General features: G+C 76.3%; 14 protein-coding genes. 5 read left to right on the forward strand and 9 right to left on the reverse strand.

The window, feature by feature from the left end; translation table 11 throughout:
- Nucleotides 1–231: 231 nt before the first annotated feature.
- From J7W19_RS04245 to J7W19_RS04255, 3 genes are read right to left on the reverse strand one after another with little or no spacing between them, the layout of a single operon-like run.
- Entirely contained in the window at nt 232–651 is a 420-nt protein-coding gene (locus tag J7W19_RS04245) for a DUF742 domain-containing protein (protein ID WP_004951980.1), read from the reverse strand.
- Nucleotides 648–1,097 (reverse strand): roadblock/LC7 domain-containing protein, encoded by a 450-nt coding sequence (locus J7W19_RS04250; protein WP_004951981.1) that lies wholly within the window; start codon nt 1,095–1,097, stop codon nt 648–650. Before J7W19_RS04250 ends, J7W19_RS04245 begins: the two co-directional genes overlap by 4 nt.
- On the reverse strand, nt 1,094–3,943 hold the full coding sequence (locus tag J7W19_RS04255) for a nitrate- and nitrite sensing domain-containing protein (protein ID WP_004951984.1): 2,850 nt from the start codon (nt 3,941–3,943) through the stop codon (nt 1,094–1,096). The genes J7W19_RS04250 and J7W19_RS04255 overlap by 4 nt, the downstream gene beginning before the upstream one ends.
- Nucleotides 3,944–4,371: 428 nt before the next feature.
- On the opposite strand from J7W19_RS04255, the gene J7W19_RS04260 reads away from it, so the two are divergent.
- Nucleotides 4,372–4,737, forward strand: a complete 366-nt coding sequence (locus tag J7W19_RS04260; RefSeq protein WP_051072726.1) for a hypothetical protein — start codon at nt 4,372–4,374, stop codon at nt 4,735–4,737.
- Between the two features lie 117 nt (nt 4,738–4,854).
- Here the strand turns inward: J7W19_RS04260 and J7W19_RS04265 are convergent, their stop codons facing one another.
- From J7W19_RS04265 to J7W19_RS04285, 5 genes are all read right to left on the reverse strand, one after another.
- Nucleotides 4,855–9,498 carry a coiled-coil domain-containing protein gene (locus J7W19_RS04265; RefSeq protein ID WP_004951987.1) on the reverse strand — a complete coding sequence of 1,548 codons (4,644 nt, stop codon included), beginning with the start codon at nt 9,496–9,498 and terminating at the stop codon, nt 4,855–4,857.
- A gap of 46 nt (nt 9,499–9,544) precedes the next feature.
- Entirely contained in the window at nt 9,545–10,444 is a 900-nt protein-coding gene (locus tag J7W19_RS04270) for a hypothetical protein (protein WP_004951989.1), read from the reverse strand.
- A gap of 277 nt (nt 10,445–10,721) precedes the next feature.
- Nucleotides 10,722–12,290 carry a hypothetical protein gene (locus J7W19_RS04275; protein WP_004951991.1) on the reverse strand — a complete coding sequence of 523 codons (1,569 nt, stop codon included), beginning with the start codon at nt 12,288–12,290 and terminating at the stop codon, nt 10,722–10,724.
- Nucleotides 12,291–12,374: 84 nt separating this feature from the next.
- Entirely contained in the window at nt 12,375–13,355 is a 981-nt protein-coding gene (locus J7W19_RS04280) for a DUF979 domain-containing protein (protein ID WP_152265469.1), read from the reverse strand.
- Nucleotides 13,352–14,152, reverse strand: coding sequence for a DUF969 domain-containing protein (locus J7W19_RS04285; RefSeq protein ID WP_004955469.1), 801 nt, complete (start codon nt 14,150–14,152; stop codon nt 13,352–13,354). The genes J7W19_RS04280 and J7W19_RS04285 overlap by 4 nt, the downstream gene beginning before the upstream one ends.
- A gap of 304 nt (nt 14,153–14,456) precedes the next feature.
- Between J7W19_RS04285 and J7W19_RS04290 the strand changes: the two genes are divergently transcribed.
- Genes J7W19_RS04290 through J7W19_RS04305 form a run of 4 tightly spaced genes read left to right on the forward strand, consistent with a single transcriptional unit; the run spans nt 14,457 to nt 17,363 of the window.
- Complete coding sequence (locus J7W19_RS04290; RefSeq protein WP_004955467.1) at nt 14,457–15,101, forward strand: GntR family transcriptional regulator; 645 nt, start codon at nt 14,457–14,459, stop codon at nt 15,099–15,101.
- Nucleotides 15,098–15,868, forward strand: coding sequence for a LamB/YcsF family protein (locus tag J7W19_RS04295; RefSeq protein ID WP_004955465.1), 771 nt, complete (start codon nt 15,098–15,100; stop codon nt 15,866–15,868). The genes J7W19_RS04290 and J7W19_RS04295 overlap by 4 nt, the downstream gene beginning before the upstream one ends.
- On the forward strand, nt 15,865–16,503 hold the full coding sequence (locus tag J7W19_RS04300) for a 5-oxoprolinase subunit B family protein (protein ID WP_004955464.1): 639 nt from the start codon (nt 15,865–15,867) through the stop codon (nt 16,501–16,503). The genes J7W19_RS04295 and J7W19_RS04300 overlap by 4 nt, the downstream gene beginning before the upstream one ends.
- On the forward strand, nt 16,500–17,363 hold the full coding sequence (locus J7W19_RS04305; protein ID WP_004955462.1) for a 5-oxoprolinase subunit C family protein: 864 nt from the start codon (nt 16,500–16,502) through the stop codon (nt 17,361–17,363). Before J7W19_RS04300 ends, J7W19_RS04305 begins: the two co-directional genes overlap by 4 nt.
- Before the next feature lie 189 nt (nt 17,364–17,552).
- Here the strand turns inward: J7W19_RS04305 and J7W19_RS04310 are convergent, their stop codons facing one another.
- Complete coding sequence (locus J7W19_RS04310; protein WP_004955460.1) at nt 17,553–18,707, reverse strand: glycosyltransferase; 1,155 nt, start codon at nt 18,705–18,707, stop codon at nt 17,553–17,555.
- Nucleotides 18,708–18,790: the final 83 nt, after the last annotated feature.

Below are 18,790 nucleotides of genomic sequence, written 5' to 3' on the forward strand. Positions count from 1 at the left end.
GGGGTCCGCGCGCCGTCCGAGGGCGACCGCCGGGCCGGGTCCGTCCCATGCGGGTCCCCGCCCGGCCGCGCCCGGGGCCGTCGCCGCGTGGAGCCGTCCGTCGTCCCGCCGCGGTCCGCTGTCGCCGGGCGTGCGGGCTCCGGGTCGGCCGGCCGGAGTCGGTGACCCTCGCGGGTCTTCCGGAGGCGGGGCGCTGCCCCGGCCGTCCCCGTCGCGCGCCGCGCGCCCGTCTCACAGCGTGCGCAAGCCGTTGATCACCAGCCGGAGGATGCTCTCGTCGGGCGGTTCCGCCGGGGGGATCGGCCGGTCGACGCGGACGATGCCGGCTTCGAAGAGGTCGCCGACGAGGACGCGGACGACGCCGGAGGGGAGGCCGAGGCGGTCGGTGAGTTCCGCGACGGAGCGGGGGTCCTCGGCCGTGAGCTCCGCGATGCGGAGGTGTTCGGGGCCGAGCCGGTCGTCGGTGCCGTCGGGGGACCGCACGGCGATGACGAACGCCGTGCGGTCGAGCCGGTGCTGCCCGGCGCCCCGGGTGCGTCCACGGGTCATGGTGTACGGGCGGACCACCGGGCCCGCCGCGTCGTCGTACCAGTGCTGCGGCTCTCCGGTCCTGTCAGGGGTCCCGCCGTCTCCGGCCCTCCGTCCGGTCATCCGCCGGCGGCCTCGCCGGTGCGCGGGGAGCTGGCCAGGTGGGCGCCGACGCGCTTGACGAGGAGGGTCATCTCGTAGGCGATCAGGCCGATGTCGGAGTCCGCTTCGGCGAGGACGGCGAGGGCGCTGCCCTGTCCGGCGGCGGTGACGAAGAGGAACGCGTCGTCCAGTTCGACGACGGTCTGGCGCACCTGTCCGGCGTCGAAGCGGCGGCCCACGCCCTTGGCGAGGCTGTGGAAGCCGGAGGCGACGGCGGCCAGGTGCTCGCCGTCCTCGCGGGTGAGGTCGGCGGAGGAGCCGACGGCGAGGCCGTCACCGGAGAGGACGAGGGCCTTGCGGATGGTGCCGACGCGCTCGACGAGGTCGTCGAGGAGCCAGTTGAGCTTGCCGTTGCCCGCGGGCTGTGCCGTGGCGGTGTCTGCCGACGCGTTGCGTATGGCGGTCATCGACCGTCCCTTTCGTTGGTGGTTCGTGTGCTGTCGTGCTCGGTGGGGTGCGGGGCGTCCGCCCGGCCGCGCTGCCATCCCCGTTGCAGGGACGTCATGCGGGCGCGGACCTCCTCGGGGTCGCGCGCGGTCTCGTGATCGGCCGGCTCGGCGGCGGTCCGGCGGGATTCCCTGGCGAGGTTCTCCCGGACGAGGGGGGCGAGGCCGGCCTGGCGGACGCGGCGGGGCAGTCCGGTGGGCGGGGTGGGTTCGTCCAGGAGGTCCGGGAGGTTCGGAAGGTCCGGGAGGTCCGGGAGGTCCTGGCGATCCGGGATGCCCGAGGGTCCTGAGGGGCCCGGGCGATCGGAACGGTCCGAACGGTCGGCTCGATCGGCTGGGTCGGCTCGGTCCGCTCGGTCGCGGCGGTCCGTGGCGTCGGCGCGTTCGGCGCGGTCCGTGCGGTCGGCCACCGGGCGGCCGTGGTCCGAGACCAGCACCGGGGGCCGGGGGCGGCGCGGCAGCCCGCCGGGCGTTTCCCGGCCCGCCGTTCCGCGGCCGTCCGGGGTGCCGTGGGTGCCGGAGCCGGGGCGCCGGTCGGGGCCGCGGGAGCCGAACGCCGGGGCGGGGGCCGCGGGGCGGCGGGCGGGCGGCTGGTCGGCCGGGCGGTCGTGGACGGGCGCGTCGAGCGGAACCCGGGACTTCCAGGGCTCCCGCGGGGTGCGCGCGTCGAGGGGGCGGCGTGCGTCCCGCGGGCCGCGTGGCGCGAGCGGGGCGTCCGTGCCCAGCAGATCAGCGCCCAGCGGACCGGCGCCCAGCGGGTCCGCGTCCACCGGGACCGCGTCCCGCACATCGAGTTTCTCGAGGGGCGAGAGCGGCGGCTCCAGCTCGACCGGCCCGTCCTTGCGGGCCGCCTTCCGGGCCCGCGCCCCCGGGGCGGCGTCCTTCGGCGGCGCCTCGTCGAAGAGCGCGGCGGGGATCAGGACGACCGCGGTGGTGCCGCCGTAGGGCGAGGGCTGGAGCGAGACCCGCACGCCCTGGCGGCGGGCGAGCCGGCTGACGACGAACAGGCCGAGCCGGTCGGTGTCGGAGAGGTCGAACTCGGGCGCCTCCGCGAGGCCGAGGTTGGCCTCCAGCAGGGCGTCCGGGCTCATGCCGAGGCCGCGGTCGTGGATTTCGAGGGTGAAGCCGTTGGGCACCCGCTCGCCGACGACCTGCACGGCGGTGTGCGGCGGCGAGAAGACCGTGGCGTTCTCCAGGAGTTCCGCCAGCAGATGCGTCAGGTCGGCCACGGCCGGGCCCTGGACGGCCAGCGGCGGCAGCCGGCGCAGCTCGATCCGCTCGTACGCCTCGACCTCGGAGACGGCGGCGCGGACGACGTCCATCAGCTGGACGGGCTTGCGCCACTGGCGGGAGGGGGTGGCGCCGGAGAGGATCACCAGGCCCTCGGCATGCCGGCGCATGCGCGTGGTGAGGTGGTCGAGGCGGAAGAGGTCGGCGAGTTCGTCGGCGTCCTCGGTGCGGCGCTCCATGGTGTCGAGCAGCGCGAGCTGACGGTGCAGCAGCACCTGGGAGCGGCGGGCGATGTTGACGAAGACGTCCGACACGCCCCGGCGCATTTCGGCCTGTTTCACGGCGGCCTCGACGGCGGCGCGCTGGAGGGAGTTGAGGGCCCGGCCGACCTGGCCGAGTTCGTCGGGCGGGTACTCCAGGCGCGGCGCCTCGGTCTCGACGTCGACCTGTTCGCCGGCGGCGAGGCGGCGCAGGACGGCGGGCAGGCGGACGCCGGAGACCTCGTGGGCCTCGCGGCGGAGCTGCCGGAGGTCCCTGACGAGTCCGCGGCCGACGCGCCAGGAGACGACGACCGAGCAGACGAGGGCGGCGAGGCCGAGCACGCCGGCGACGGCGGCCTTGGTGAGGACCCAGGTGGCGACGGGTTCCAGCCGGTCCTCGTGGCGTTCCTGCGCGTCGTGGCCGAGGCGGGCGAGGTCGTCGAGGACGGTGCCGGCGGTGGCCTGCCAGCGCTTGGTGTCGAGGGCGCGGAGGGCCTTGGCGGGTCCGGCGGAGACGACGGCCTCCTCGGTGCCCTTCAGCGTCCGGGGGCTGGTGCCCCGCCAGTAGTCGTCGTAGGTCTTCTGGTCCCGGGCGGGCAGGACGGGGAGGTTGGTCGCGTAGAGGATCCTGCGCTCGGCCATGCGGTCGGCGAGCAGGCGCAGTTCGCGGGCGCTGATGGTGCGGGCGGTGAGCGCGGCGGCGAGGAGGGCGTCCTCGCGGGACAGGGACTCACGGGCGTAGGTGAGGCCCACCAGGGCGCGGCGCTGCTGTTCGAGGCCGGCGTCCTGGACGGAGCCGAGGAGGCTGAGGAAGTCGAGGTGGGGGTCGATGACCTCGTTGTACGCGAGGAAGGCGGCGTCGCGGGTGACCGTGTCGCCCGCGACCCTGGCGCGCAGGGCGCCGAGTCCGGCGAGGCGGCGTTCCATGGTGCGGAACCAGTCGGCGGCGGTGGGGCTCATGTCCTCGCGCACGTCGCCGGAGGCGCCGGAGCGGAGGGCGGCGGCGGCCCTGTCGGTGGCGCGCTGGCGGGCGCGGAGTTCGGTGAGGGCGGCGGTACGGGCGCGGGCGGCGCCGGCGCTCCGGGAGCGGGGGCCGGCGAGGACGACGAGGGCCTGGCGGCGTTCCTTCTGGAGGGCGTCGACGACGGCCTCCGTGGGGTGGCCGATTCCGCGGGTGACCTCGGCGGCGGAGAGCAGGCGGTCCGCCTCCATGCCGGTGATGACCGTGGCGAACACCCAGAGGACGGTCAGGGACACCAAGGGCACCAGCAACAGTGCCACGATCTTCCGGCGGATCGATTTCCCGCGAAAGCGCATGGCCTCCCCCACTGCACCCCGCGGCGCGACGGGGGTGGTGCTCCGACACTGATGCGGCGTGAGCCTACTACTGCGGGGATTACGCCTCGAAGGGCTGTACGGCCGCCCGGGCGTGGGGGGTTGGCCGTGTCGTCCCGAGTTCTCCCGTGATCAGGGGACTTCTCCCGGGGCCGGACGGACCGGAACGCCGCCGGGGGCGGTGCGGGCCCCGCCGCATGATCAAGCCGGATGGCCTGAACTCGCCCCTTTCCGGGGCGATCCCCGGCCATGGGCCGCGTGGTGCGCGGGCAGACGACAGGGCACTGAGGAGGACGTTCGCGCGCTCCGGCGCCCGCGCCCCGGCACGCGTTCTCCGGTCCGGGTTATTTTTGACATTCCTGCGGGAAAGGCCCCGAGCGGGGGGCAGCCACTGGGGGAGGTGAGCCGCCATGGACAGGGTTCGCGACGGACGACGGCCGGACGGACGCCCACGGGCGCGCGCGCCGTTGTGGACCGAGGAGCCGGTCCACCGGCCGCGGATGCCCGACCCGGTGCGGGCGGCGGCGGTACGCGCCGTGCTCCTCGTCGCGCTGACGACGACGCTCGCCATGGCGGCGGTGCTGCTGACCCTCGCGGGGTCGTGGCTCGCCTTCCCGGTGCTGGTCGCCACGGTGGCCGGCACGGTCGCGACGACGTGGGGCGTCCTCGACGTGTGGGTGACGCGTCAGGTGTGGCGCCAGCGGCACGGGGTGGTGTCGGTGCCGAGCAGTACGGCACGGGAGATGCGGCGGATGCGGCGGCCCAGGTATCCGTGACGGGCTGGACAGCCAGCCCGTCCGGCGTTTGAGGACAACCGCGCGGAGCGCGGTTTCGGGATCTGGGGCGGAGCCCCAGGAAACGGACCGGGGCACAGCCCGCCGCAGGCGCCCCCCTCAGCGCCCAGCCGGCACAGGCTCACGCTCCGACGGATCCTCCTCCGGCCGCCGGAACATCCGCGTAGCGGTGATCTCGCCGTGCACCGGCTCCGACTCCGGATCGGCCTGCGGCAGCCCGGGCCGCAGGTGCTCCTCGACGCTGATGTACTTCAGGCCCGCCCGCAGGTCCGCGTCGTTGCGCAACCGGATGACCAGCGGGAACTCGGCGAGCGCCGTGGTGTCGAACAGCCCGGTGGTGTACAGCAGCTGGACGCCGAGGGCGTCCGCGACGGCCCGCTGCAGCTCCAGCAGGTACGTCGCGTTGGCGCGGCCGATCGGGTTGTCGAGGAACAGCGTGCCCGCGTGCTTCTGCCGGTCCCGGCCGCGGTCGTTGCTGCGCAGCGCGGCCATCGTGCAGTACAGGGCGATGGCGGCGGTCAGCAGCTGGCCGCCGGAGAAGACGTCGCCCATCTGCCCGACGGGCACCCGCTCGGCGCGCAGCACCGCGTCCGGCTTGAGGATCTCGACGGCGACGCCGCGCGGCAGCAGGGCCGCCCGGACGCCCCGCAACAGCAGCGACATGCCGTCGCGGCGCAGGTCGGAGTTCTTCTTGACGGCGGACCGGGTGGCCTCGTCGATGACCTCGCCGAGGCGTTCGGTGAGGGTGCTCTGGTCCGGGTCCTCGAAGCGGATACGCAGGAACTCCTGGCCCGACCACTCCCCCAGCCCCTCGGGCAGCCGGGAGAGCCGCTGGGCGGAGCGGAGCGTGGTGAGCGAGGACTCGACGAGGCCGCGCAGCCGGTCGACGATCCCGTCGCGGTTGCGCTCCAACTGGTCGAGCTCGTCGGTGAGGACGCGCAGCCGGGGCGCGAAGGCGTCGGCCCAGGCGGCGGCGTGCTCGGGCAGCGCGGACGCCGGGAGTTCGCGGATCTGCTGCCGGGCGGGGGTGCGGACCTGCTCGTAGCGCGTGGAGTTGGCGTGCCGGACGAGGACGTCGCTGGCCTCGCGGACGGCCGCCTCGGCCGCCGAGAGGTCGCCTGCGCAGCCGCGCAGCGAGCGCCGGGCCTCGGCGGCGGCCTGCCGGGCCTCCTCCAGGGTGCCGGTGTACGGCTCGGGGGCCGTCTCCTCGTCGTCGGGGGCGTTGTCGCGGAGCAGGTCGCGCAGGAGGGCGGCGGTGTCGTCGAAGCCGCCGGCGGCGTCCTCGGCGGCGCGGTGCGAGCGGAGCAGGCTCGCGTGGGCGGTCCTGGCCTCCTCCAGCGCGTCGGTGTGCGCGGTGAGTTCGGCGGTGGCGGTGCGCAGCAGTTCCTTGGCCTGGTCGGCGTCGGCGGGCACCCGCTCGTCGGGGAGCTCGGTGTGGGCCTCGCCGTCGGCGGGGGCGAGGCGTTCGGCCTCGCCGCGGAGCCGGCCGAGCTGCTCGCTGGCGGCGGAGGCGCGGCCTTCGAGCAGTTGGACGAGGGCCTCGGCGCGGGCGGCGGCGGCCTGCCGGGACGGGCCGTCGGCGCCTTCGGTGCCCTCCAGCAGCTGGGCGGCGCGGGTGCGGACCTTGTTGGTGAGGCGGTCGAGTTCGGCGCGGGCGGCGCTCTCGTCGCTCTCGGCGCGGGCCTGTTCGGCGCGCAGGTCGGCGCCGACGCCGACCTTCTCGTACACCTGGGATGCGGCCCGGTACGCCTCGCGGAGGGCGGGCAGCGAGTCGGTGGACGCCTCGGCGTCGTCGGGCACGTCGTCCGGGGCGCCGGCGATCTCGGCGCGCTCGGCGCGCAGGGCGCGGGCGGTGCGGTGGGCGTCGTCGGCGGCGCGCTGGGCGGCGCGGCGGTCCTCGTCGGCGGCGCGGGCGCGGTCGACGCAGGCGGCGGCGCGCTCCTCGTACTCGGCGGCCTCCTCGGCGAGTTCACGGAGCCGGGTCTGCCAGTGGGCGCGTTCGCGGAGCCGGTGGGCGAGGCCCGCCAGGGCGTCGGCGACCCGGCGGGCCCGCTGGGCGGCCTCCTGCCGCTCGTCGCGGACCCGGGCGGTCTCGGCGGCGGTCTCGTCGGCCTCGGCGCGGGCGGTCCGGGCGGCGGTCAGCTCCTCCTGGGCCGTCTCGGCGGCGGTACGGCAGCGTTCGGCCTCGGCGGCGAGCTCGGCGAGCCGGCCCTCGGGGCAGCCGGACCGCCAGGAGGCGAGGCGGGCGGCGAGGGCGCGGTCGCCGGCGAGCCGGGCGGCGACGGCGCGGATCTCCTCGTCGCGGGCGGCGGCGCGCTCGCGGAGGGCGTGCCGCTCCTCGTCGGCGGCCCGTTCGTCGTGCATGGCGGGGTTCGGCGGGACGAGGAAGACGCCACTGTCGCCGTCGGTCTCGGGTACGGGCGCGAGGAGGGCGGCGGCGGTGCCGACGGCGACCGCGGAGCGCGGCAGCAGCGAGGCGTCGGCCAGGGCCTCGCGGGCGCGGCCGTGGGCGTCCGGGTCGGTGATGACGACGCCGTCGACGAGCTCGGGGCGGGCGGCCAGGACCCGGGCGTGCTCGGCGGGGTCGACGGCCTGGGCGAGGTAGCGCCAGCCGGGGAGGGCGGGGATGCCGTGCTCGCCGAGGAACTCGACGGTGGCGAGGACGTCCGGGCCGGCCGGGAGCAGGCCGCCGTCGCCGAGGGCGCCGAGGATGCGGGAGTCGTCGGCCGCGGCGGTGCGCAGGTCGAACAGCTGCCGCTCGGCGGCGGCGACGGTGTCGTCCAGCAGCTCGCGGAGGGCGTCCGCGTTGCGGTCCAGCTCCTCGGCGGTGAGCGGGCCCGCCGCCTTGCCGGGTCCCTCGGTGCCGCGCTGGGCCGGGACCTGGCCGACGGCGCCCGGCTGCGGCAGGCCGAGGAGTTCGGCGAGCCGCGGCTCGGCGCCGAGGGACTCGGCGAGGCGGCGCTCGGCGTCGTACGCGCCGGCGGCGGCCGTGGCCGCGTCGGCGGAGCGGGCGGCGGCCAGTTCGGCGCGGGACTCGGCGGCGGCCGTCTCCCGCGCCCGGTCGGCGGCGGTCCGGGCGGTGTCCCGGGCGGTCTCGTACGCGGCCGTGGCGGTCTTCTCCGCGTCGCTGGCGGCGAGGGCGGCGCGGGCCGGGTCGGCGTCGGGGGCGCTGTCGTCGAGCCAGCCCGCGCGGACGGCGTCGGCGGTCTCCTGCTCGACCTCGGCCAGCCGCTGCCGCAGGTGGCCGGCCTCGCTGCGGGCGCGCTGGGCCTCGGTGGCGGCGGCGGTGGCGTCGCGGTGGGCGGCCTCGCCGGTCTCCTGGAGGACCACCGACCGCTGTTCCTGCTCCTCGGCGAGGCGTTCGCCCTGCTCGGCGGCGGCGTTGAGGGCGCGGACGAGGGCGGCGGCGGCCCGGGTGCGGGCGGCGAGGGCGGGCGCGGCGTCGCGTTCGGCCTCGTGGATGGCGGCGGCGACGCGGGCGGAGCGGTCGGCGGCGGCCCGGTGCCGCAGCACGGTCTCGGCGGCCTGCCAGGCGGAGTGCAGGGTGCGGGCGTCGTTGAGCTCGCGGCGCTGGGCGGCGGCGGCCTTCTCGGCGGCGGCGAGCGCCAGGGAGGCGTGCCGGTAGGCGAGTTCGGCGGCGATCCGGGAGGCGTGCTCGCGGGCGGTCTCGGCGTCGGTGACGCGGTGCGCGGCGGCGGCCACCTGCTCGGCGAGCTCGGCGGCCCGGCCGCGCTCCTCGGCGGCGCGCGCGGAGAGCCGGCGGGCGAGGACGCGGGTGCGGCGCTCGGCGCCGGCGTGCACGCCCCGCGCCTGGTCGCGGCGGGCGCCGGACTCGACGATGCGGGAGAGCAGGTCGAGGGAGCCGGCGGTGAAGTCGCGTTCCGCGGTGAGCTCGGCGCGCCGGCCGAGCTTGTGGGCGAAGCCGTGGACGAGGTCGGCGAGGCCGTCGGTGTCCCGGGTGTCGGTGACGGCGCGCAGCAGCAGGTCGGTGAAGTCGGAGTCGTTCTTGACCGCGAAGAGGCCGGCGGCCTCGCCCTCGTCGGCGTTCATCTCCCGCTGGTAGCGGAAGAGTTCGGGGTCGAGGCCGAGCTCGCCGAGGTGCTCGTTCCAGCGCTCGTGGATCTCCTCCCAGACCACGTCCAGGTTGGGGTACGCCTTGCCGGCCTCGGTGAGGGCGTCGCGGAACCCCTTCATGGTGCGGCGGCGGCCACGGGCCGTGGAGGCGCCCTCGGCGCGCGGGCGCAGGGCGGTCGACTCGGCGACCGGCAGCGCGTCCAGGCTCATCCCCGGGCCGGGACGGAACGAGTACCACGCCTCGGCGAACTTCCGCGGGTCGTTGGAGACCTGACGGCCGCGCCACTCGCTGACCTTGCCGACGACGACCGTCTCACCGGTGAGGACGTGCTGCCACTCCAGGGCGACGTGCCCGCAGTCGTCGGCGAGCAGGAACTTGCGGAGCACGCCGGAGCTGGCGCCGCCGAGCGTGTTGCGGTGGCCCGGCAGCATCACCGAGAAGATCAGCTTGAGCAGGACGGACTTGCCGCCGCCGTTCTCCAGGAAGAGCACGCCCGCGGGCGCGGGGCGGCGCGGCGGGCCGACGGGCTCCTCCTCGAAGAAATCCGCCTGCGCGGGCGCGGGCGACGGCACGGGCGCGCCCACCCCCCGCAGGTCCAGCACGGTGTCGGCGTAGCGCGCACCGGCGGGCCCGATGGAGTAGAGGCGGACCCGGGACAGCTCGTACATGGCGGACTCTCGTTTGTCTTCGTCGCAGATCGGTGGGCGGGAACGGTCAGGAGTGGAACGGCAGGCCGGCGTCGGCGACCAGCTCCAGGTCCTCGGCGTCGTCCGGCGGCAGCAGCGTGGCGGTGCCGTCGCCGACCGGGACGACGCCCAGCTCCAGCAGCTCGGCCATGGCGGCGCTGCCGGCCATGTCACGGACCTGGAGCTGGTAGCGCGGCGTGGTGCGGTAGGCGCCGCCGGCGTCGTCGCCGGTGCGCTGGAGGAAGCCGGAGTCGACGAGGAAGGCGACGGCCTTGGCGATGATGCCCGTGGTGGAACCGGCCAGCCGGCGGGCGTCCTTGGTGGCGCCGGTGGCGCTGCGCCGCGCGTAGACCCGCCAGGCGGCCTCCAGGCCGGGGGCCTCGGTGACCGGGTCGGTGTTCTCCCCCGTCTCGGCCGCCCGCTCCTCCAGCCGGCGGCACGCCTGCCGGACGAACGCGTCGACGCCGTTGACGGTGATCCGGCCGATGTACCCGTCGTCGGCCAGGTCCTCGGGCCGGGGGAACGCCATGGCGGCGACGGCGAGGTGGGCGAGGCCGTGCAGGAAGCGGTCGCCGGAGTCGGCGGTGGCCCGGCGGGCGTAGTCGCTTATGCGGACGGCGAAGACGGAGTCCTCGGCGGCGGTGACGGCCATGCCGGCCCGCGTCGAGACCTCCAGCACGACCAGCCCGAGCCCGGCGGCGACGGCGTCGGCGAGCCGCGCGAAGGCGGGGTCGTCGCGGTGGCGGCGCAGGAGTTCGGCGTAGTCGGCGTCGCGGGCGGGCTGGAGCTTGGGCTGGAGCCCGAAGGATACGAGCCTGGCGGCGTCGGCGGCGTCGGCGGGGGTCAACGGCGCGTTGACCGGGCGCTCCGGCTCCGCGGCGGGCGCTTCCGGGTACGCCGCCGTCTCGTCGGGTTCGTAGTCGGTCACGGTCGGTGCTCCTGTGCGTTGTGGCTGGTCTTCGGGGAGGGGTGCCCCGGCCCCGCCCCTTCTCCGATTCCTGGGGGCACGCCCCCAGCCCCCCTGAAAGCGGCTTCGCCGCTTGTCCTCAAACGCCGGACGGGCTGAAGTGCGGGCTCAGGCCGGATCCAGCCCGTCTGGGGGCACCCCCTCTGGGGGAGTTTGAGGACAGCGCGCGCAGCGCGCTTCGGGGGCGCGGGGGCGCAGCCCCTGCAAGAAACGGTGAAAGGGCGGGGCCGGGGCACACTCACGACGCCTCCGACCGGTCCGCCGCCATACCCGCCGCATCCAGCAGCGCAGTGCCCACAATGAGGTCGGCTCCACCGAACTCCGGATCGTCCAGAACCGTCCCGTCGTCCACGGCGAAGAGCAGCGACCGCTCCCCCTGCCGATAGGCGGTCCCGACGGCCGGGCTCGCCGCGTGGACCGCCAGCAGAGCGACCAGGTACGGCAGTTCCGGATCCCGCCGCCGCGCCTCGGCGAGCAGTCCGGACAGCCGCCGCGGAGCGTCCGGCGGCAGCGTCAGCAACTCCATGGCGTGAGCGAGCTGCTCCTCGCTGAACCGGCTGTCGTCCGGCGTCGCGATGAGGTCCGGCTCCGGCATCTCCGCGCCGAGGTGCTCCCGTTCCGCGGGCGGCGTCAGCAGCAGGTCGACGAGGTCGCCGACGCGGACGGACGCCGGGGTGCGCAGGCCCGTGCCGCGCGCGAAGAAGGCGTCGGTGACGCGCCCCGCCTGTTCGAGCGGGAGCGGCAGGACGGGGGCGAGGAGCTGCCCGTAGAGGTCGAGGCCGGCGCCGGCGGACGGCGTGGCGAACGCCTGCCGGTCCTGCTCGGCGCGGAACAGCGGGCCGGCCTCCAGTAGCCGCGACTGGAGCTGGGTGTGGCGGCGGATGCAGTCCTTGACGATGTCGACGAGCTCGGCGGCGCGCCGCTTGTGCTCGGGGTCGACGCCGGTGGACGCCTCGTCGCGGACCTTGCGGATGTTGGTGAGGATCGCGTTCTCGTGCCGGTAGCGCTCGGCGACGTGCTGCAGCGCCTCGTCGATCATGTCCGGGACGGTGCGCAGCCAGTCGACCGCGCGGACGTTGCGCCGGGTGGCGTCGAGGGTCTTGCGGAGCGTCTCGGCGTACTGGACGGTGCGGTAGCGGGCCTGTTCGGCGGCGAGCTGGGCGTCGGCGAGCCGGCCCCGGCTGACGAGCACCTCCAGTTTGACCTCGGCGGCGATCTGCGCGCTGGTGACGTCCGTGTCGAGGGCGCCGACGAGGACGTTGACGGCCTCGTCGGTGGTGCGCAGGAAGACCGTGCCGCCGGGGCCCGGGACCTCCTCGATCAGCTTGAAGTCGTAGTCGCGGCGCACGTAGGCGCCGTCCGTGCCGAACGTCCCGTAGACGGCGCGGAAGCCGCGGTCGACGCTGCCGACGTTGACGAGGTTCTCCAGGACCCACCGGGCGACGCGCTCGTGCTCGGCGGCGGGGCGCTCGGGCGCCTGGGCGGCGACGCGCGGCAGCAGCCGGGCCACTATCTGCTCGTGGTCGGCGCCGGTGTCGAAGTCCATGGTGAGGGTGACGAGGTCGATGGCGGCCAGGGCCACCTCGGCCATCGCGTAGACGCCGTACTCGCCCGCGAGGTTGGCCTTGCGGACGTCGAGGTCGTGCAGCGGCGCCGTGCAGGCGAGCGCGCGCAGGCGGCGGGCCAGCCCCTCGTCGGCGGCCGGGCCCGGGGCGACGGGGCCCCCGGCTCGGGCATGGCCGGGAGCTCGGGTGGGCGCGGGCCCGTTGAGCTGGGGCGGAACGGCCGCCGGGGCTGGAGAAGTCACGTCGCACAGCGTAGGCGGTCGGTCTGACATCGGGCGAAACGGCACGGGGGCAGGGGCCCGTGCGCCGGTCCGGCCCCCGTCCGCTCACACCGCGAATAGGTACATGATGGTCATATTGCACCCGAGCAGGATGAATGCCGTGGGCAGTTGGGCCTTGATGGGGCCGTACTGGTCCGTGAGTTCGAGCAGGGCCGCCGGGACGAGGTTGTAGTTGGCGGCCATCGGCGTCACGAGGGTGCCGCAGAAGCCGGCCAGCATGCCGACGGCGAGCACGGCCGGGGCGTTCCCGTGCGCCTGCTCGACGAGGACCGGCCAGCCGACCGCGGCGGTCATCACCGGGAACGCGGCGAAGCCGTTGCCCATGACGACGGTGAACAGGAACATCCCCGCGCAGTAGACGACGACCGCGAGGAGCACGGACCCCTCGGGGAGCACCGCCGTGGTGATCCGGCGCACCTGTTCGCCGACCCCGGCGACGGAGAAGATCGCGCCGAGGGTGGCGAGCAACTGCGGCAGCAGCAGCGCCGAGCCCATCGATTCGAGCATCGAGCGCCCGGCGGCCACCGGCTCGGCGGGCCGCCGCTCGCGGACCAGGACCATGCCGACCACGAGCGCGACGACGGCGCCGATGCCGAGCCCGAGGATGGTCTCGCTGCCCTTCTGGAGCAGCGGCTGCCCGTTCCAGCGCGCCTTCTTGAGGCCGACGGCGCAGACCAGGGCGACGGCGGGGATGGTGAGGGCGGGGATGAACAGCCGGCCGCCGAAGCGGTCGGCGCTCTTCCGGCGCCGCACGGCCTCCTCCTCGGCCGCCTCGGCGGACCGGACGCCCCGGCCGGTCCGGCCGAAGCCCGCCAGGCAGATCATGACGAGGACGGCGGCGCCCAGCGGTTCGGGGGGCGCGCTGCCGTCCGCCACCCAGGTCGCGTAGCCGAAACCGAGGCCGAGCAGGCCCCAGAAGGCGGCGCTGCCGCGGCGCTTGGGGTTGGTGCGGTCGGTGAGCATCTGGGCGGCCATCAGCAGGAAGAGGCCGCCGACGAGCCAGAAGAACCATTCAGCCTTGATCATCGGCCACCCTCCCGGGTGCGGTCGGAGCCGGTTCCGCGGACGTCCGGCGGAGGCGCGGCGGCCGACGGCACGGCGGCGGATGACGCGATGGCGGACGACGCGGCGCCTTTCGCCCCCGGCGCCCCCGTCGCCCCCGCATCGAGCAGCGTCCGGTCCAGCCGCAGCAGCCGCCAGCCGTGCACGGCCAGGGCGCAGACGGCCGTCGGGATCGCCCAGAGCGCGAGGTCCAGCGGCTCCAGCCGCGTGTGGTAGGTGGTGTTGACGAAACCGGTGATGAGCAGGATGGAGCCGACGGCCAGGAAGACGTCCTCGCCGAAGAAGAAGCCGACGTTGTCGGCGCTCGCGGCGAAGGAACGTATCCGCTCCCGGACCCTCGCGGGCAGCGGCCCGCCGTGCCGGCGCTCGGCGGCCCCCTCGGCCATCGGGGCGGCCAGCGGAAGCACGGTCTGCGCGTGCCCGAAGGCGCCGGCCAGCCCGATCGCGGCGGTGAGCTGGCGGAGCAGCAGGTAGAGCGCCAGGAAGCGGCCGGTGGTGAGCCCGGCGAAGCGGGCGATCAGCCGGCGGGCCTGGATCTGGAGTCCGTGGCGTTCCAGGAGGCCGATGACCGGCAGGGTCACCGCGAAGATCGTCACGCCTCGGCTGGAGGCGAAGCCGGTGCCGAAGGCCGCCAGCACCTCGCGCGGCGAGAGGCCGCCGAGCAGACCGGTGGCGGTGCCGGCGACACCGACCACCAGCAGGGGGTTGCGCCGGGTGGCGAATCCGGCCACGACCACGAGGACGCCCAGGAGTACGAGCATGGGCCCCGCCTTCCGTTTGCTTCGCGTTGCTTCGCGGATGTCGTTTCGCAGGGTCGAGCCCGCCCGTTCCCCGCTCGACGTGAGCTCGACGTGAGCTCGACGGAACCCGACGGAGCTCGGCGGAGGTCAACGGGAGAAAGCGTGAACCGACTTGCCGAGGAGGCTAAGATGTTGTTCAACAATCCTCAAGGGTTTGCGCGCGGCCTTCACCGGTGATCCGCCACGTCCGCCGGGTCAGCCGGGTCCGCCGCGCCGCTCCCCGTCCCACGAGCACACGCCGGTCACCCCCTCCCCGGGAGAAGCCATGGCCCGTTCCACCGCGCAGCGCGTCTCCACCGTGCTCCGCGACCGCATCGAGGGCGGCGTCCTGCCGCCCGGCACCCAGCTCTCGGAAGAGGCCCTCGGCCAGGACCTGGGCGTCTCGCGCAACACCCTGCGCGAGGCGTTCCGCCTCCTCGTCCACGACAACCTCGTCGAACACCAGTTGAACCGGGGGGTGTTCGTCCGCTCCCCCGGCCCGGCGGACGTGGCCGACATCTACCGGCTGCGGGCCGCCCTGGAACTCGCCGGGGTACGCGCCGCCGGCCAGGCCCCCCGCGCGCTGCGCGAGGCCGTCACGGCCGCCGTGGCGGAGGCCGAATGGGCGGCCGACGACGGCGACTGGCCCGCGGTCGCCTCCGCCGACCTGCGCTTCCACCGCGCCCTGGCCGGACTCAGCGGCAGCCCGCGGATCGACACCACGATGGACCGGCTGCTCGCCGAACTCCGGCTCGCGTTCCACGCGATGCCGTCGCCGCGCGGCTTCCACCAGCCGTTCCTGATCCGCAACCGCACCATCGAGCGGTTCCTCGCCGAGGAGCGGTACGACCGCGCCGAAGCCGAACTGACCACCTATCTGGACGACGCCCGGCAGCTCATCGTCGACACGATGCTGGAGAACCGCCCATGACGCACCCCGCTCCCGCCCTCGACCTCAACGCCGACCTCGGGGAGGGCTTCGGCCGCTGGCGGCTGACCGACGACGAGGCCCTGCTGTCCGTCGTCACCAGCGCCAACGTCGCCTGCGGCTTCCACGCGGGCGACCCCTCCACCATGCGGCGCGTCTGCGAACAGGCCGTCGCCCGCGGCGTCCGGATCGGCGCCCAGGTCTCGTACCGGGACCTGGCCGGCTTCGGCCGCCGCGCCATGGACGTCCCGCCGGACGAACTCGCCGACGAGATCACCTATCAGATCGGCGCGCTGCGGGTGTTCGCCCGCGCGGCCGGCGGCGACGTCGCCTACGTGAAACCGCACGGCGCCCTCTACAACCGCGCGGTCACCGACGCGGACCAGGCGAACGCCGTGGTCGCGGGCGTGCTGCGGGCGGGCGGGCGACTGCCCGTCCTGGGCCTGCCCGGGTCCCGGCTGCTCGCGGCGGCGGAGGAGGCCGGACTCCCCACCGCCGCCGAGGCGTTCGCCGACCGCGCGTACACCGCCGTCGGCACGCTCGTCCCGCGCCGCCAGGAGGGGGCGGTCGTCACCGACGAGGAGGCCGTCGTGGCCCGGTCCGTCCGGCTCGCCCGGGACGCCGCCGTCACCGCGCTGACCGGTGAGGAGGTCGCCGTCCGGGCCCGCTCGCTCTGCCTGCACGGCGACACGCCCGGCGCGGCGGCACTGGCCCGGCGGGTGCGGGCGGCGCTGGAGGCGGCGGGCGTCCGGCTGGAGGCGTTCGCGTGACCGCCCTCCGGGACGAGGCGCCGCGCCCGCTGCGCGTCGGGCGGCACGCGCTGCTGGTCGAGGTCGCCGGCACCGCAGCCGCCCAGGCCCTCCACGCCGAACTGCTGCGCCGCCGCGCGGCCGGCACCCTGCCGCCGGTCACCGAGATCGTCCCCGCCGCGCGCACGGTCCTGCTCGACGGCCTGGACGATCCGGGCGCCCTCGCGGCCGATCTCGCCGGCTGGACCGTGCCGCCGCTGCCGCCCGCCGACGGCGAACCCGTCGTGATCCCGGTGCGGTACGACGGCGAGGACCTCGCCGAGGTGGCCGCGCTCTGGGGCGTCGGCGCGGCGGAAGTGGCGGGCGTCCACTCCTCGTTCGACTTCCGCGTCGCCTTCTGCGGATTCGCCCCCGGTTTCGGCTATCTGACCGGCCTGCCACCGGAGTTGCACGTGCCGCGCCGGGCCACCCCGCGCACCGCCGTCCCCGCCGGTTCCGTCGCGCTGGCCGGGCCGTACACCGGCGTCTACCCACGCTCCTCCCCCGGCGGCTGGCTGCTCGTCGGCCGGACGGACGCGGTGATGTGGGACCCGGGCCGCGAACCGGCCGCGCTGCTCGCCCCCGGCACCCGGGTCCGCTTCGAGGTGCTCCGATGACCGCCTTGACGGTCGTCCGCCCCGGCGCGCTGACGACCGTCCAGGACCTCGGCCGCCCGGGCCACGCCCACCTCGGCGTCCCCCGCTCCGGCGCCCTCGACGCCGCCGCCCACCGGCTCGCCGACCGGCTCGTCGGCAACCCCGAGACGTACGCGACGCTGGAGACGACGGTCGACGGCTGTGCCGTGCGCGTCGACGCGGCCGTCACGTTCGCGGTCACCGGGGCGCCCTGCGCGGTACGGGCGGACGGCCGGCCGGTCGCCTGGGGCGCGCCCGTACGCGTCCCGGCGGGCACGGTCGTCGACGTGGGCCGGGCCCGCGCCGGCCTGCGCTCGTACGTCGCCTTCGCCGGCGGCGTGGCCGTCGCCCCGGTCCTCGGCAGCCGCTCCCGTGACCTGCTCTCCGGCCTCGGCCCGGATCCGCTGACCGCCGGCGCGGTCCTCCCGCTGGGCGCCCCCTGCGGCCCGCCCGCCGCCGTGGACGCGGCCCCCTGCCCGGCGCCCCCGTCGGACGCGCTGGTGCTGCCCCTCGTCCCCGGCCCGCGCGCCGACTGGTTCGCCCCGACGGCCCTGGACGCCCTGGACCGCGGCGCCTACCGGGTGTCGTCCGCGAGCAACCGCATCGGCCTGCGCACCGAGGGCCCCGCCCTGGAACGCGCGCGCCCCGGCGAACTCCCCTCCGAGGGCATGGTCCTGGGCGCCGTCCAGGTTCCCCCGGACGGCCGCCCGGTCGTCTTCCTCGCCGATCATCCGACGACGGGCGGCTACCCGGTCATCGGCGTCGTCCCCGAACCCGCCCTGCCGGCGGCGGCCCAGGCGGCACCGGGCACACCGGTCCGCTTCGCGGTGACGCGAGCGTGACCGGGTCTTGCGCGGGCATGATCCAGCCCGTCCGGCGTTTGAGGACCTCGCGGCGCAACCGCGATGCGGGGTCGGGGGCGCGGCCCCGGAGGAAACGGTGAGAGGGAAACGGTGAGAGGGAGGGACCGGGGCACGACACCCACCACCCACGGCCGGCCGCCGCCCACCGAACCGGATCCCGACGGCCCCTCACCCACCCGCCCGCACCCGCGGCCCCCGCACCACCACCTCCCCGTAATGCCCGAGGAGTTCGTCGACGGCCGCCGCCCACGTGCGGGTGAGCGCGGAGGCACGGGCCGCGAGACCGTAGTCGGCGCGTTGCCGCCGACGGGTCTGCAGCGTGACCACCGCTTCGGCGAGGGCGCGCGCGTCGTCGGGACGGACGAGGAGGCCGGTACGGGCGTGCCGGACGAGGTCCGCCGGACCGCCGACGGCGGGGGCGATGACGGGAACTCCGCTGGCCAGCGCCTCCTGGACGGTGTGGCAGAAGGACTCCCGGCGGCCGGGGTGGACGAAGACGTCCAGGGAGGCCAGGATCCGGGCCAGGTCGCCGCCCCGGCGGCAGCCGAGGAAGCGGGCGCCGGGCAGGGCCGTCCGCAGGGCGGCGGCGGACGGCCCGTCACCGGCCAGCACCAGCCGCACGCCGGGCAGCGCGCACACCGGGGCCAGTAGATCCAGCCGCTTGGCGGGCACCAGCCGCCCGGCGTAGCCGACGAGCAACTCCCCGCCGGGCGCCAGCGCGTGGCGCAGTTCCAGGTCGCGGCGGTCGGGATGGAAGCGCTCGGTGTCGACGCCGGGCGGCCAGAGGAGGGCGCCGGGCACCCCGTGGTCGGCCAGGGCGCGGACGGCCTCCGTGGAGGGCGCGAGGGTGCGGGCGGCGGCGCGGTGCAGGGCGCGGGCGCGCCGCCAGGCGGCGGCCTCGGCGGCGGCAGGCCGGAGCGCGTTCCGGTCGGGGGCGCCGGCCAGGTGGAGGGCGACCGCGGGAACGCCGAGCCGGGCGGCGGCGGCGAGGCCGCGCGCGCCCAGCCGGCCGGACGCGGCCAGGTGGACGACGTGCGGCCGGTGGGCGGCGAGCGCCCGGGCCAGCCGTCCGCCGGGCAGCGGCGGGCGCCGGGCGGGGTGTCCCGGCAGCGGCGACGGCAGGGTGGGCAGCCGGATCACGGGCGCGCGGCATCCGTCGAACGCCTCGGGGGCCTCCCCGGCGCACCGGGCGGGCGGCCGGGCGGGGGCGACGACCAGCGGCTCGTGGCCGCTGAGCGCCAGCTGCCGGGCGGTCTCCCAGGTCTGGTGGGCGATGCCGTTGACGTCCGGGGGAAACGACGCGGTGACGATGGCGACGCGCATACCGCTGTTGTCGGTGGCCGGGGCGTGCCGCGGGTCACGGGGACCTTTCCTGCCGGGGAACGTCCCGTGAGCGTTGTCCTCGC

Origin of the sequence: Streptomyces mobaraensis NBRC 13819 = DSM 40847, assembly GCF_017916255.1 — a bacterium.
Taxonomy (GTDB): Bacteria; Actinomycetota; Actinomycetes; order Streptomycetales; family Streptomycetaceae; genus Streptomyces; species Streptomyces mobaraensis.

What these genes read in the sequence shown, in the direction of transcription:
- J7W19_RS04245 (WP_004951980.1), bottom strand. Translation starts at nt 651, where the DNA reads ATGACCGGACGGAGGGCCGGAGACGGCGGGACCCCTGACAGGACCGGA.
- J7W19_RS04250 (WP_004951981.1), bottom strand. Translation starts at nt 1,097, where the DNA reads ATGACCGCCATACGCAACGCGTCGGCAGACACCGCCACGGCACAGCCC.
- J7W19_RS04255 (WP_004951984.1), bottom strand. Translation starts at nt 3,943, where the DNA reads ATGCGCTTTCGCGGGAAATCGATCCGCCGGAAGATCGTGGCACTGTTG.
- J7W19_RS04260 (WP_051072726.1), top strand. Translation starts at nt 4,372, where the DNA reads ATGGACAGGGTTCGCGACGGACGACGGCCGGACGGACGCCCACGGGCG.
- J7W19_RS04265 (WP_004951987.1), bottom strand. Translation starts at nt 9,498, where the DNA reads ATGTACGAGCTGTCCCGGGTCCGCCTCTACTCCATCGGGCCCGCCGGT.
- J7W19_RS04280 (WP_152265469.1), bottom strand. Translation starts at nt 13,355, where the DNA reads ATGATCAAGGCTGAATGGTTCTTCTGGCTCGTCGGCGGCCTCTTCCTG.
- J7W19_RS04285 (WP_004955469.1), bottom strand. Translation starts at nt 14,152, where the DNA reads ATGCTCGTACTCCTGGGCGTCCTCGTGGTCGTGGCCGGATTCGCCACC.
- J7W19_RS04290 (WP_004955467.1), top strand. Translation starts at nt 14,457, where the DNA reads ATGGCCCGTTCCACCGCGCAGCGCGTCTCCACCGTGCTCCGCGACCGC.
- J7W19_RS04295 (WP_004955465.1), top strand. Translation starts at nt 15,098, where the DNA reads ATGACGCACCCCGCTCCCGCCCTCGACCTCAACGCCGACCTCGGGGAG.
- J7W19_RS04305 (WP_004955462.1), top strand. Translation starts at nt 16,500, where the DNA reads ATGACCGCCTTGACGGTCGTCCGCCCCGGCGCGCTGACGACCGTCCAG.
- J7W19_RS04310 (WP_004955460.1), bottom strand. Translation starts at nt 18,707, where the DNA reads ATGCGCGTCGCCATCGTCACCGCGTCGTTTCCCCCGGACGTCAACGGC.